A 13493-nucleotide genomic window follows, 5' to 3' on the forward strand; every position below is an offset into this window, starting at 1 on the left:
CATCGCCTGCCCGCAGGTTCTTCTGCTGCCCCCCGACCCACCCTAATCGCCATCGGGCTCACTGCGGCAGGCCGTACCGCACGGCAGAAACTGTCCAGTAGGTCACGCACCGCCCTCAAGTGCCCCGAGTACGGCGGAGCACACAGACGGAAGTGGTCAATTCGCCACATATTCAGGCGTGGTGAAAGGGTGGCCGCCGTGTTCGGACAGCCACCCTTTCACCAGGCCCATGCCTACGTGAGGTCGAACTCACCGTCCCGTGCGCCCAGTACGAAGGCGCGCCACTCGGCCTCCGTGTACCGCAACACGGTCTCCGGGTCCAGCGACGAGCGCATGGCGACCGCGCCGCCCGGCAGATGCGCGATCTCGACCCGTTCCTCGACGTCCTCGGTACCCGGTGCGCTCAGCCACTCCACATCCGAGATGTCGAGAGCGTAGAGCTCTTCCTTTTCCTGCTGGGTGCCCATGTCGGCGTCCCTTCGATCGAACCGTGTCGTTGCCCGGCCATCCTCCCTGGAAGCGGCAGGCCCGGGGTTGCGAACGGAACAGTATTCAATCCATCCGGCGAGCAGTGCCCAGCAGGCCGGTCTCGACATCCGTCGCACTGGTCATCACCCAGTGGCGTTCGCGGCCCGCCACCCAGAGCGTGACACCGTCCGCCAGGGTGGGCAGAGCCTCGCTCTCGGCCCGCGCGAGCCCCAGGATCCGGCCGATCTGCTCCGCCTCGGCGGGCGAGACCCGCTGGATACCCACGAGCGTCGACGCCCGCATCAACCGGGGCGCCACGGGGCTCAGATAGGGCAGCAGCGTCAACACCGACTGCCAGGGTGAGGACACCACCCGGCCACGGGGCGGGCGCATTCCACAGTCCCGCACCACCACCACCGGGCTGCCCACGGTCGCTCCGGTCGGCGGAACCCGGCCCACGTCATGGAGGGAGACGCATTCGAGACCGGCACCCGCGGCCTGCGCCAGAGTGGTCCACGCCTGCGTGCGCCCGGTCTCGACCGCTACCCGAGCCCCCGTGGCCGCCGCACGCAGGGCCAGTACCTGCGCGGTCCACAGGCCGCCGATCAACAGGACGTCGTACGGTGCCGGGCGGTGGAACCCGATCAGCTGCGGGCGCCCCTCGGCATCGGTGCCGATGATCACGCCGTCGTCCCCGACCGGCAACGACAGCGCGCCCAGGTGCTCCGTGGCCAGAGTGTGCCCCGCATGGCGAGGACCGCGCAGTCCCCGCCTCGGCTCGGTGCGATTCGTCACTGTGCGCCTCCCAGCGGGAGCGTCGCCAGCACGCCCGGCAGCTGCTCGCGGTCCAGCCGCACCAGGCCGACCTTGGCGTGCCGTGCGGCTTGCTCCAATGTCCTTCGTACCCCGACCAGTTCGGTATCGGATCCACCCGTGATCCGTACGTGACCGGACACGGAAACATCGCCCTGGCGCGAACCGCGTCGCACCGTCAGGCTGAAGGTCGTCGCATACGCGGGGACCGAGGTCAACAGCGAGACGAGGCGCGGGAGAGGAGTCGCCCCCCGGCCCAACTCGGGCCAGCGGTCCACCGCATAGGCGGTGTGCCAACGATCGTCGCACCGCCAGACCCTCGACGTCTCCATCGTCCGCCGCTGCGGCGCGACATCCGGGCGTCCGGCGCGGGCCGAGAGCATGGGATTGGCGCACGCGGACGTGGCCACGGCGGAGTGCAGCTCCTCCTGGTCCAAAACCACGGCCCGGAATCCGGCGCCGGTGATCCGGCTCGCCACATGGTCCGCGACCCGGACCAGACAGCGCTGAGCTCCGCCGATTCCGCCCCCGCGCGCCTCGATCGCCTCCCGGCACAGCTCCGGATCAAGCTTCACAGCCACCCAGGTCATCCGCAGCGCGGGCGCCCCGGTCTGTTCCTGAAGGGGGGCGTAGGAGAGTCGTGCCGCCGACTGCTGCGGCAGATGCTGCGCCGGAGCGGGGCGCACCTGCTGCACGAGCTGCGCGGACTCCAGCACGATGTCGTCCACCGAGAGGGCATCGCCCAGGAGGGACAGCGGAAGCGCCCGCGCACCGCGCGCCTGGCGGAGCGATTCACCGCTGGCCTCGACCCGTACGACAGCGGTCAGGAACGTGCCGTCCCCGACCATGCCCACCGTGCGGCGGTCCCGGTCGACATAGATGTACGGAGCGAAGCCCGGCACACTCTCCGCCACCGGCGCCAGCTGTGGCTCCGCATCCACGGCGGACGCCACGGCCGTTCGCCGGCGGTCGCGGAGGGAGAGCGCCGTCGACAGCCAGTCCTGTACGGCGCGGCCCCGGCGACGTACCACCGCGAGAAGCACCAGCAGGCAGGCGACCGCGACCGCGGGCACCAGCCAGGGACCGCCGAGCGCGGCACCCACCGCGGCCACCGCCAGGGCCGCCTCGGCGAGCACCATCTGCCGCAGCAGGGGACCGAGGCGACCGGTCCTCGAGATCGACCGCAGAGTCGTCGCCGCAGGGGCGTTCGCCGACGGGGCGGGAGCTTCGCCGGCCGGATCGTTGCCACGTTGCCGTCGGGAAGGGCCGGACGTTCGATGGGTAGCCCGCCCCGTGCGCTCGCGAGTCGCTGCACCCATCGCCGCGTTGCCCCCTCGTATCCGTATGTACCGTTTTTTTCACGGGTATTGACCGGGCGATCACCCTACCTGAGCAGCGCCGGTCAAGTGCCAACAGGCATAGTAGGGGGCCCAGTCGACGACAGTGGCCCACGGCGTGTGTGGGAACCTGGTCGCCCACTGGGGAAAAGGGGCAGCGGACAGATGGCATCACGGCGGGACGAACTCAACGCCTACACCTTCGCGAAGCGGAGGTTGGTCGCACAGTTCCTGCAACCCAACCCGACCGGCTCGGAGGAGGGCGCACCGCGCCCCCTGCGCGCGGTGGTGCCCGGAGCGGTCGTCGGCGTCGTCATCCTCGCGGCGTTCGGAGCCTGGGGGATGTTCAAGCCCGTAGCACCCCAGAAATGGGACACCCCCTACGAGAACGTCATCATCGCCAGCAAATCCACCACGCGTTATGTGGTGTTGAAAACCGATGGCAAGACGCAGCTCCATCCCGTGCTGAACATGTCGTCCGCCAAGCTCCTCCTCGCCCCGGACAAGGGCAAGGTCATCAACGTCGACGAATCGGTCCTCGACAACGGCAAGATCCCGCACGGCGCCACGCTCGGCATCCCCTATGCCCCCGACCGGCTGCCGGACAAGGACGAAGCCGGCTCGAAGAAGCGGTGGGCCGTCTGCGAGCGGCCCGGCGAGGGCGGCAGGGCCATCCAGAAGGCGGCCTTCGTCTTCGCGGAGCGCGAACAGAAGAAGACCGAGGGCGCGGGCCGGCTGCACGGCGGTGAGCTGATGTACGTCGAGGGACCGGGACCGGACAGAGCCCGATACATCGTGGACGCCGCCGGCAAGGCGTACAAGGTGAAGAAGGACGAACTGCTGCTGCGCACCCTGGTCGGCGACCGCCGCGCCCCCCAGCGGGTCTCCGCCGCGTGGCTGGACACCCTGCACACGGGAGACGCGATCGACTTCCCGACCGTCTCCGAAACCCCTGGCGTCGACGCGGGCATCCCGGGGGAGCTGCCGCCCGAGGCGAACAAGGTGGGCATGGTCCTCGCGGCGACATCCGGCACCAGGACCCAGCAGTACGTGGTCCTGCCCGGCCGGGTCGCCCCCGTATCGGACTTCGTGGCGAAGCTCCTGCTCAGCAGCCGGGCCCTGGTCAACCTTGGCCAGGACGGCAAGGAAAGGCATGTCAGCGCCGGAGCGTTCGAGCCCGGCGAGCCCTTCGGGCAGGACCTGGACTGGCCCACGAGCGAGCCGACGCCCGTCAACTCCGCGAGCACCGCGGCCGGCAGCCGTAACACCGTGTGCAACGTCCTGCGGGGTGTCGCCACGAAGAACGGGGCCAGCACGCTCAGCACCTGGGCGGGCACGAGTTTCCCCGCAACGCTCCCCACCGGCTCCAGCAGCGCCTACGTCACCCCCGGATCCGGACAGCTCTTCCGGCAGTTCAAGGGGTCCAGCGCCGACTCCGGTCCCCTCTTCCTGGTCACCGACACCGGTCTGCGCTATGCCATGCAGTCCAACGGCGACAGCGTGCAGGACGACTCCGGCATCGGCGAATCAGGTACGAAGGAGGAGCGCGCGCAGCGGCAGCAGGAGGCGCAACAAGCGCAGAACCGGCTCGGATACAAGGACGTCGTGCCCGCGCCCATCCCGGCCGCCTGGTCCTCGTTCCTGCCCACGGGACCACGCCTGTCGACCGGCGCGGCCCGCCAGCCGCAGGGTTCCTGAGGAGCGCATCCACATGACGACGCACTCCTCTCGGTACCGGCGTCCGCTGACAGCCGCAGCCGCCACCGCCGTCCTCTTCGTCACGCTGCCGGTACTGCCCGCCGCCGCGGACGACTCCACCCAGTGCACCTTCCCCTCGAAGAAGTACGCGGGCCGCCCCTGGGCGTTGCAGCGCGTCCTGATGGACGAGCTGTGGAAGCAGTCCACCGGCAAGGGGGTACGGGTGGCCGTCATCGACACGGGCGTGGACGTCAAGAACCCTCAGCTCAAGGGGGCCGTGGACACCGCAAGCGGCCGCAATTTCCTGCAGAAGAACCTCAAGGACGAGAACGGCAACAAGATCGAGCGCGGCAAGGAGAACGGCACCACCGACACGGTCGGTCACGGCACCAAGGTCGCCGGAATCATCGCAGCGCGAGAGGTGAAGGGCACCGGCTTCACCGGCCTGGCTCCGGACGCGACGATCATTCCGATCCAGCAGAACGACGCCGAGGGCCACGGAACAGCCGATTCGCTGGCCGCCTCCATCCGCTACGCAGCCGACGTCGCTCACGCGGACGTCATCAACATCTCCCAGGACACGGCCAACGCGGTGAAGCCCACGGGCGTTCTGAAGCAGGCGGTGGACGCCGCCCTGGCCAAGGAGATCGTGATCGTCGCCTCCGCCGGCAACGACGGGCTCGGCGGCAACGTCAAGGAGACCTACCCGGCCTCGTACGACGGTGTCCTGGCCGTCGCCGCGTCGGACCGCAACAACGAGCGGGCGGCCTTCTCCCAGTCCGGCGAGTTCGTGGGCGTGGCCGCCCCCGGCGTGGACATGATCTCGACGGTCCCCGGCGGCGGACACTGCGCCGACAACGGCACCAGCTTCTCGGCCCCGTACGTCGCAGGAGTCGCCGCCCTCATCAAGGCCAAGCACCGGGGCTGGACGCAGAAACAGATCGTCGCCCAGATCCAGCAGACGGCGGAACGCTCGATCGCGGGCCACGACCGTCTGGTGGGCTGGGGCGTCGTCGACCCGGTGCGTGCCCTGACGGAGGACGACAAGCCCATCGAACGCCCGGTGGCGAACGAAGGTGTGAGCAAGGGCGAAGCGCCGACACCGGCTGAACTCCACCTGGGCGAAACGGCGGACGAACGCAACGCCCGCCTGGCGACCTACGTGGTGGTGGGCGGGGCAGTACTGGTCGCTGCGATAGCGGGCGTCGCCGTGGCCGTGCGCGACACCCGACGGCGGTCCGGGCGCCTGGGAAGAGCGGGCCATGCCTGACGAGGCCGTCAACCGGGAAACGGTCTGCGGAAGTTACGTGATGGATAAGAAGGTTGGTCCTCTCGTAGCCTGTGGCTAGAGTTTGTGGAATGAGGTCAGACTTGTTCACGCGGGTGCGATAGCAACGCGTGGCAGTCTGAGCAAACGGGGAATCGGGGAGGGCAGGATCGTGACCGATCCAGTCGGTGGCGGGGGCGGCTCGGGTAACCTCCGGCGTGGCGTAGGCGCGTTGGAGACGTTCAGGGGGCGTGTCAACACGCTGCTCGCGGAGCTCGAGGGCTCGGCAGCCGGTAAGTCGAAGATCGCGGCGCAGACGGTGTCACGCGCTGCCCTGAGTGGCCAGAACGCGTGCTTCGCGGAGGCAGACGGGCTGTACGCGCAGTACAGCCGCGTCCACGAGGCACTCGTCTCGCTCTCCAAGTCCCTCGGCGACCAGATCGAGTACTTGAGCCTGGGCGTACACGCGGCGGCCGTCGGCTTCGACAACGTGGACGACGAGGTGCGGCGCCGGTTCTATGAGATCCAGACGCGCCTGGACAAGGAGCAGGAGAAGGCGCAGGCGGAAAGGACCGACAAGCCTGAGCCTCGCAACGCCGACAAGCAGAGTGACTCGGGGTGGGCAGCCGAATGAGTGATCCGAAGAAGCCGGAACTGACCCCCAAGGAACAGCAGGCGCAGGACCAGCAACGAGTCCAGGCCCAGTTGATCGTCACGGATGTCAACCGGCAGGTCCAGAACGTCATGGAGTCTTTCGGCTTCGGACGTTCGGGATCCTCAGGACGGACTTCGTTCGAGGGCCACGAACTCAACACGATGATCGACTTGATCGAGAACTCCAACCCGGAGCACCTGGAAGACACGGGTGAGGCGCTCCTGAAGGCAAAGTGGGCCATCAACAAGGCCGCGGATGAGTTGGGCGACTTCATCAAGGCTGTCGACTGGGAGGGCGAGTCCGGAATCGCCTTCCGCGACTGGGGCAACGGCCTGGTCGCCCACGCCACGAAGCTGGGCGAATTCGCGGAGGCGGCCGGGACACAGATCACGGTCGCGGGCACGGGCCTCGCATCGGTGCGCAAATCCCTGCCGCCGCGCGACAACCGCCTGAACCGCAAGTCCGTCGAGGACATCGAGGCCCCGAAGCGGATCGAGGGCAACCCGGAGTACGTCGCCGCGGTGAAGGTCGAGAAGAACCGCCAGGAGGCCATCAACCAGGCGAACCGACTGGCTTCGTACTACTCGGTTTCGGAGGAGACGCTGGCGGCGCAGGAGCCGCCGCGATTCGACAAGAAACTTGATGTTGCGATGCCGCGGCCGCGGGGCCGCAGAGAAACGCCTCTCGGCTCCGGGAACTCATCAGCAGGCTCTGATGCGGTGGGGAACAGTACGCCACGAGAGAGCTCGCAGCACGCTGCGTCGGGCAGTACAGCCACCATGGGCGCCACGGGCACTGGTGGGCAAGCTGCGATCGAGGCGCTCGGAACTGCACCCGTGCTGGACAAGAGCACCTCGACGGAGATCAACAGTGTGGCCACGCCGTCGGCTCCCGTGACCGCTCCTGGTACATCTCCCAGCCCTTCGGCCACAGGTCCCACCGGTCCAGGGGGAGGGTGGACTCCGCCCATGGCGAATGGCTTTGTGAACCCCGTGACAGCTCGCTCGCGGTGGGCTCAGGGACCAACAGGCGCACCCAGGGCAGTCGGGCAGCCCGGGGGCGGCGGGCTTAGAGCCGGCGGTTCCACTGGGAGTGGTCCTGCGACGAATGGTCGCGCCGGAGCCCCGGTGGGGCGTCCGGCTCCGACGGGCGGAGGTTCGGCCTCAGGCACATCTGGACGCGGGGGCGGTCAGTCCCCTGTTGCCGGTCGATCCGGTGTGACTGGCGGCAGGCCCATAGCAGGAGGCCATGCGGGTAGGCCCGGAACATCAGGGCCGCTTGCCGGTCGAGGAAGCGGCATCGTAGGTGGGACCCCGCAGCGCGCTGTTCCGGGCGCGGGTACGTCCGGAGGGGCTCGTGGTATGCCGCGCGGCACAGCCATCGGAGCCGGAGGAGCGGCACAAACGGGCGGCTCTGCTGGAGGTGCCGGGCAGCGGGGAGTCATCGGGGCCGGAGGAACCAGCAGCGCGCTCCGTCCTGGTGGGCGAGGCACTCCCAGTTCGAACGGAGTCGTGGGTACGCCTCGTGGCGGTGCTGCCGGATCCGGCGGCGCAAGGGGCTTCACTGCTGGGGGCGCAGGTCTCGTGCGTGGGCCCGCAGGCCGACGGGACTTTGACGACGAGGAGCAGGACGGTGGCACGCCGCGCCCGGACTACCTGACGGAAGACAGAGAGACGTGGGAGGCCGGACGGCGTGGAGCCGCACCGCCGGTGATCGAATAGGTACAGGGAAGGTTCGGAAGTCAGGATGACAGCAGGAATGAGCCAGACCCGGAAGCGCCGCATGCCTCTCGGATTTCGAGGACGCCTGCTCGGCACGATGGCTGTGGCCGCTGCCTTGAGTGTGGGATTCACAGGGGCTGCTCCCTCCGTGCTCGCCGCAGATGTGCAATCGAAGCAGTGGTACCTCAGCGCGATGCAGGCGGAGGAGATGTGGAAGGTCACCACGGGCGAAGGCATCAAGGTTGCTGTCATCGACACCGGTGTCAACGCGTCCACGCCCTCTCTGAAGGGACAGGTCCTGAAGGGGCTTGACGCCACAGGTGCCGACGGCGATGAGTACGACGATTATCGTGGGCATGGCACAACCATGGCTGAGCTGATTGCCGGAACGGGCGAGGGCGGGGGCCTGAAAGGCCTCGCCCCAGGCGCAAAGATCATCCCGTTGCGGATCACCGATACGGAGTTCCAGAATGAGCATTCGGTGAACGCTCATGACTCTGAAGACGCCATCCGGGCCGCAGCGGACAGTGATGCACGGATTATCAGCATGTCATTTGGTAGTGAATTCCCGGGACGGGAGGAGCGGGAGGCCGTGAAGTACGCCCAGAGCAAGGGGAAATTGTTCTTCGCGGCTGTCGGAAATGATGCAAAAGAGGGCAATAAGGAACAATATCCTGCCGCATACCCACAGGTCGTAGGTGTCTCCTCGGCTGACCGCGAGGGCAAGGTGGCTGAGTATTCTCAGAACGGGAACATCGTAGATATCGCTGCTCCCGGGAATGACGTTCCGCGCTGGTGCGACACCACATTTCGAAGCTACTGCGACGGCGATGGCGGCACCAGCGCAGCCACAGCCATCGCATCCGCCTCCGCAGCCTTGGTGTGGTCCGCCCATCCTGACTGGACTGCGAACCAGGTCCTCAACGTTCTCTTCGACACTGCTAGCCGTGACTGGGGGAAGGGCACGCTCAGCAAGTACCTCGGCCACGGCCTGATCCGCCCTTCCATGAACATCCTCAAGGGCAAGGGAGACCCCGGCGCCCCGGACATCAGCCCCCTAACCAAGGAAAAGACGTCCGGCTCCTCGGCCTCCCCCGCCCCGTCTGCACCAGCTTCGTCACAGCCCGAGCAGAAAGAAAAGGCTGACGACGCCGTCATGGCAGGCTCCAGCAAGGAGAAGGGCGACGGCAGTCCGCTCGGCCTGATCATCGGCGGAGCGGCAGCGGTAGTCGTGCTCGGCGGCGGAGCCTTCGCGCTCGTCCGTAAGCGCCGCACCACCTGACCGACCGTAAGTTTTTCACCCGTACCCACCGGCGAGTAAAGCCGGACCGAATAAGAGCACCAGGAAGGAAGCCGAAACCATGGCCGATCAAAAGCTCTCAGATGCCGCTCTCCTCAAGCTGGAGGGTGAGCTCTCCACACGGTTCGACTCCGTGAAGGGCCAGTTGAAGACGCTACAGGCGACGATCGACAGCCTGGAAGGCGCCTGGAAGGGCATCGGCGCCGGCGCCTTCAACACGAAGCAGGAACAGATCAACCGGAGGATGGTCAGCATCGCCCGTCGGCTCCTCAATTACCAGGAGGCCATCAAGGCGGCGCGAACCATTTCGGGCAACACCGAAGACGAAGTCAGGCAGGCCCTCCAGGGCATCGACGTCGTCGACGGTTACTCGGGTGACGCGACCGCAGAGGCCAGGACCTCGAACCTCAACAAATTCTGACCCTGCCGCGCCCGTACCACGTACGAGGCCTTCATACCAAACCTAGATAACACGGGAGGACCGCATGCCGAACAACAACGACGGCACGATGGTTGTCACTTATTCGAGCCTGGATCTCGCAGCCGGTGCCATTGACCGGCAGAGCAAGCAGCTCCAGGAGGACCTCGCGGCCATCAAGCGGATGATCGCCAATGTGTCCGAGCTCTGGGTGGGCGAAGCCAAGAGTGCCTATGACACCGCTCAGGCCGGCTGGGACGAGGACGCCAGGCAGATTCACACCGCGCTGAGCGAGATCTCCCGCAAGGTGCGCGAAGCTGGTGCCGCTTACCATGCCGGCGACAAGCGGGCGAGGGCCAACTTCGAGTAGGACTCGGCAGAACACAGGTCAGGGTGGGCACGCACGGGAGGTGCCCACCCTGACCTGTGCCCTGAACACCCTGACCCGCGTCCATAGCCGTCTCTCGGGAGACGGCTATGGACGCGGGTGTCAGGCAGTGCAGCCGAGAGCCTTTTTCACCTTCGGTACGAAGTCGAGGGTGAGGTCCTGGATGTGCTTACGGCGTTCGGCAACGTCGCCACCCGCCTTGAGGCTGATGGTGACCAGTACGATGAGGTGGTCCGCCGTCGGCGCCTCGCAGCCCGTACTGACCATGGCGTTATAGTCGCCCACTGCTCCCAGGCCCTTGAACGGCAGGTCCTTGATCTCCTCCCGGTTCCGGAATCGGAAGCTGTCCAGGTCTCCCATGGGGTCGTAGAGCTTGTCCACCTTGTCCACTTCGAGGTTTGCCACCAGCCAGTCGTCCACCGAAATCTCACAGCGTCCCTGGCTCTTCCCCTTGGTATCGATGAGGGAATCACCCACGACCTTGAGTTCCTCGCCGTCGACGAGGAACGGGTCGAGCTTCTTTTTGTTCAACGGGACCCCGCAGGCCTCTTTCGGAACGGTGTACGCCCGTCCGCCGCCACACGCCATGAGGGACAGCGCGAGGCAGCAGGTGAGCACCGAGGCAGCGAGGCTTCGCGTACTCGTTCTCATCACTGGTCCCCCGCGACGCCTTCGGCCTTCTTGTTTCCGTCATTGGCTGAGGCGCCGATGGAGGAGTACACACCGTGCCCCTTGGAGTACCCCTCGTGCGCCGGATCCTCAGCCCAATTCTCGTTCTTCGCGTACCAGATGTCCGCCAGGGCGCGTAGCTCGTCGTTGCGGGCCTCGTAGGTGTCCTTGTGGTTGGCATTGGCCGTGGCGTTGATCTCGTTCTGCTTGTCCTCGAGCCAGGCCGCGGTAATCGCGTCCACGCCGCGCTGCACCGCGTCGCCGGCTGGATGCCAGGGAGTGAGTAGGCCACCGACAACGTGGTATGTCCACATCTTCTTCCACGAGGCGTCAGTCAGGTCGCCGTCCTTCTTGTCGTTCGTCGCTTGGTACCGCGCCTCCTCCAGGAAGCCGATCGTGCGGCCGGCCTTGTCCAAGCTGTCTTCCGGATGCTTTGTCTCCGTGTTGATGTCGGCGACGATCGCGCCGTGCATCTGCGTCACGAGTTCGGCGTAGGAGTCCTTGTTGCGGGAGATCTGCTTGCTGACCTCCATGAGCTGGTCGCCGTCCAGCCCATGCGATCCCAAGGGATCGCTCATCGCCTCGTGCACGGTCTTGCTGTAGCTGCCCATGGCGTACGCCATGTCGTCGCGTATCTCCGGCGGGAAGTCGTTGCCCGTCGCCGCGAGGAACTTCAGGGACCGCTTCATGGCCTCATCTTGCTCGGGAGTGTGTGGCAGGAACTCCGATTTCGGAGCGTCTGGGCTGGACACGCCCGACACCGCCGCGAACATGGCCTTGCCCGCCGCGTCCTTGGCCGGGTTCGGGCCGTCATTCAGCGGCGTGTCGTCGAAGTACGGGCGGTCCTTCAGCACCCACTGCGCGTTGTCCTGCGGTTCCTTCGTGTTGAAGAAGTCCGTCGAGGCGTCCGGGCTGTTGGAGAGTGCCGTGAGAAAGCCCGTCATCGGGTCGCGGCCGAACTCCTCGTCACCGATGAAGTTCAGCTTCGGCTTCGGAAGCTTGTTCCAGAAGTGGTCCGGAAGCCTCATCTCCTTCTCCCTGGCGACCAGTTCGTTGCCGTACTCGTTGAGGAACTGGTCGTCGTAGTCGCCCGTGCGCATGAGGTTGCTCATGATCTGGAAGCCCCAGACGTCACCCTGGCGGGTGGAGTACCGCTCGCCCGCGAGCTTCACCATGTTGTTCTCCCACTGCCGCATGGCAGGGCTGTCCGACTGGGTGGCGCCACCGAGGACATCGCCCAGGTTCTTCTGGAAGTCACCGAGCTGGTTGAGCTGCGTCCGGGTCAGGTCATTCGGGCTGTCCGGGCTCGAAAGGTCCGCCCAGAACTCCAACGTCGCCTTCGGACCCAGCTGCGTGGCGAACTTCTCCTGGAACAACGGGTCGTTCTTGTACGAGGCAAGCAGACCGTTCAGCTTCTGGAACTCCTCGGGCGACATCTCGTCGCCCTTCTCCTTGATCAGCTTGGCCGCTTCCTCCGCCTTGCGTATGGCGTCGATCGCGGTGTCACGGTCACTGTACGAGGCGCCCGAGAAGCCGACCTCGGCCTGGTCGACGATGGTGCGCAGGACGGTCGCCGCCGTCGTGTCGCTCTCCGTCGCCCGGTTCAGGATGCGCTGCACGTCGTCCCGCAGGTGCTCCGCGTCCTGCGGAGAGTGGTCCGGAACCTCGTGGCCCTTGGCGGCGCGGTCCGGGTGGATGAGCATCGTCACGGTGAAGCCGCCACCGCCGGTCTGGGTCACCGTGCCGTTCTTCTTGCGGCCCCGCTCCAAGGCCTGATCCAACTGCTCCTTGTAGCTGACCAGCTCGTCGTGGGTGTCCTTGAGGATGTCGTGGATGGTCTTCGCCTGAGTGTGGGCGTCGGAGAACTCACCCGCCGTCTTGGTGATGAACTCACGAGAGACCATGGCATTCATGCTGGCCCAGTTGGCCTTGTCCGCCTTCGCCTTCAAATCGTCCCGTGCGTCCGATTCCAGTGTTTCGAGTTTGTCCACCACCCCCTTCCAGGCAGTGATGGCCTGGCCGAGCTGGCTGAAGCTGCCCTGGCGCAGCGTTTCGAAGTCCATCAGCGCTGCGTCCTCTCCGTGAATCCGTCGTCCAGCGTCGATATGCTGCTCACGACGCCGTAGATGTAGTACTCGTCACCGGCGTGTGCACCCTTGGTGAAATCCATGTGATTGGAAATGTGCGCGCAGGCGTCCAGCAGGGTCTTGAGTTGGTTCTCCCAGCGCTCCTGTACGTGGTCGAGCGCGCCGCCCAGCGCAAAGCCCTGGGTGCTCAGATCCTTTGCGGCCGTCTGGCTGATGGACCAGGCATCGCGGCCGTATTTGCCCAGATTGTCGAAGAGCTTGAACGCGGCGTCACCGACGGCCGCAAGGTCTTGCTGATCGACCTTCAGGTCGCCTCGGGAGCGGGCGCGCCGCCCTCGTCCGGTACACGGTTCAGCTGCATCGCCGCGGAGCGATTCTCGACAGCCGCCGTCTTGAGCTGCTCCCACTCGTCCCAGGTCATCAGACCCCTTTCCCCGTGCAGTCTTTTCCGCCGAGATGGATGAGAAGACTTCGATCCTTCACTCGAAAAATCGGCCTGTCAATCGAACTTGACGCGAGTTCAGTGCCCGCCTCGCAGCCATCCGATCTTCATACTGTGCCAGTCCCGTCAGTCCTGTTGGCCCCGGCGACCGGTGACCGGTGACCGACGGCGCGGAGTACGCGGCAGGCGGGAGCAGCCACACGGGGGCCTGCCCCGCCGCTGCCCCGCCC

General features: G+C 66.5%; 11 protein-coding genes and 1 pseudogene. 6 read left to right on the forward strand and 6 right to left on the reverse strand.

The features are described from left to right. Window positions 1-233 precede the first annotated feature (233 nt). The 3 genes from OH735_RS27775 to eccE form a co-directional block, all read right to left on the reverse strand. On the reverse strand, window positions 234-467 hold the full coding sequence (locus tag OH735_RS27775; RefSeq protein WP_406384356.1) for a DUF397 domain-containing protein: 234 nt from the start codon (window positions 465-467) through the stop codon (window positions 234-236). Window positions 468-552: 85 nt separating this feature from the next. Continuing rightward, window positions 553-1263 (reverse strand): hypothetical protein, encoded by a 711-nt coding sequence (locus OH735_RS27780; RefSeq protein WP_406384357.1) that lies wholly within the window; start codon window positions 1261-1263, stop codon window positions 553-555. Continuing rightward, window positions 1260-2600 carry a type VII secretion protein EccE gene (eccE, locus tag OH735_RS27785; protein WP_406384358.1) on the reverse strand — a complete coding sequence of 447 codons (1341 nt, stop codon included), beginning with the start codon at window positions 2598-2600 and terminating at the stop codon, window positions 1260-1262. Before eccE ends, OH735_RS27780 begins: the two co-directional genes overlap by 4 nt. Before the next feature lie 183 nt (window positions 2601-2783). On the opposite strand from eccE, the gene eccB reads away from it, so the two are divergent. The 6 genes from eccB to OH735_RS27815 all read left to right on the forward strand — a co-directional run bounded on the left by eccB (window position 2784) and on the right by OH735_RS27815 (window position 10047). Then, window positions 2784-4316 (forward strand): type VII secretion protein EccB, encoded by a 1533-nt coding sequence (gene eccB, locus OH735_RS27790; protein ID WP_406384359.1) that lies wholly within the window; start codon window positions 2784-2786, stop codon window positions 4314-4316. Window positions 4317-4329: 13 nt separating this feature from the next. Further along, entirely contained in the window at window positions 4330-5586 is a 1257-nt protein-coding gene (mycP, locus tag OH735_RS27795; protein ID WP_406384360.1) for a type VII secretion-associated serine protease mycosin, read from the forward strand. 169 nt (window positions 5587-5755) lie between these two features. Beyond that, the gene (locus tag OH735_RS27800) at window positions 5756-6217 is read left to right on the forward strand and encodes a hypothetical protein (protein WP_406384361.1); all 462 of its coding nucleotides are present in this window, start codon (window positions 5756-5758) and stop codon (window positions 6215-6217) included. 1767 nt (window positions 6218-7984) lie between these two features. Then, window positions 7985-9241 (forward strand): S8 family serine peptidase, encoded by a 1257-nt coding sequence (locus OH735_RS27805; protein WP_406384362.1) that lies wholly within the window; start codon window positions 7985-7987, stop codon window positions 9239-9241. Window positions 9242-9320: 79 nt separating this feature from the next. Beyond that, on the forward strand, window positions 9321-9680 hold the full coding sequence (locus OH735_RS27810) for a WXG100 family type VII secretion target (RefSeq protein ID WP_406384363.1): 360 nt from the start codon (window positions 9321-9323) through the stop codon (window positions 9678-9680). Between the two features lie 64 nt (window positions 9681-9744). Next, window positions 9745-10047 (forward strand): WXG100 family type VII secretion target, encoded by a 303-nt coding sequence (locus tag OH735_RS27815; RefSeq protein ID WP_406384364.1) that lies wholly within the window; start codon window positions 9745-9747, stop codon window positions 10045-10047. Between the two features lie 120 nt (window positions 10048-10167). Here OH735_RS27815 and OH735_RS27820 read toward each other — a convergent pair whose 3' ends face one another. The 3 genes and pseudogenes from OH735_RS27820 to OH735_RS27830 all read right to left on the reverse strand — a co-directional run bounded on the left by OH735_RS27820 (window position 10168) and on the right by OH735_RS27830 (window position 13242). After that, window positions 10168-10596, reverse strand: a complete 429-nt coding sequence (locus OH735_RS27820; protein WP_406384365.1) for a hypothetical protein — start codon at window positions 10594-10596, stop codon at window positions 10168-10170. Window positions 10597-10715: 119 nt separating this feature from the next. Next, the gene (locus OH735_RS27825; RefSeq protein ID WP_406384366.1) at window positions 10716-12797 is read right to left on the reverse strand and encodes a hypothetical protein; all 2082 of its coding nucleotides are present in this window, start codon (window positions 12795-12797) and stop codon (window positions 10716-10718) included. Then, window positions 12797-13242, reverse strand: a pseudogene (locus tag OH735_RS27830) (hypothetical protein). Before OH735_RS27830 ends, OH735_RS27825 begins: the two are co-directional and overlap by 1 nt. Window positions 13243-13493: the final 251 nt, after the last annotated feature.

The organism is Streptomyces sp. NBC_01618, from assembly GCF_045209435.1.
In the GTDB taxonomy this organism is placed as follows: Bacteria; Actinomycetota; Actinomycetes; order Streptomycetales; family Streptomycetaceae; genus Streptomyces.

What these genes read in the sequence shown, in the direction of transcription:
- OH735_RS27815 (WP_406384364.1), top strand. Translation starts at nt 9,745, where the DNA reads ATGCCGAACAACAACGACGGCACGATGGTTGTCACTTATTCGAGCCTG.
- OH735_RS27805 (WP_406384362.1), top strand. Translation starts at nt 7,985, where the DNA reads ATGACAGCAGGAATGAGCCAGACCCGGAAGCGCCGCATGCCTCTCGGA.
- eccE (WP_406384358.1), bottom strand. Translation starts at nt 2,600, where the DNA reads ATGGGTGCAGCGACTCGCGAGCGCACGGGGCGGGCTACCCATCGAACG.
- OH735_RS27810 (WP_406384363.1), top strand. Translation starts at nt 9,321, where the DNA reads ATGGCCGATCAAAAGCTCTCAGATGCCGCTCTCCTCAAGCTGGAGGGT.
- OH735_RS27825 (WP_406384366.1), bottom strand. Translation starts at nt 12,797, where the DNA reads ATGGACTTCGAAACGCTGCGCCAGGGCAGCTTCAGCCAGCTCGGCCAG.
- eccB (WP_406384359.1), top strand. Translation starts at nt 2,784, where the DNA reads ATGGCATCACGGCGGGACGAACTCAACGCCTACACCTTCGCGAAGCGG.
- mycP (WP_406384360.1), top strand. Translation starts at nt 4,330, where the DNA reads ATGACGACGCACTCCTCTCGGTACCGGCGTCCGCTGACAGCCGCAGCC.
- OH735_RS27775 (WP_406384356.1), bottom strand. Translation starts at nt 467, where the DNA reads ATGGGCACCCAGCAGGAAAAGGAAGAGCTCTACGCTCTCGACATCTCG.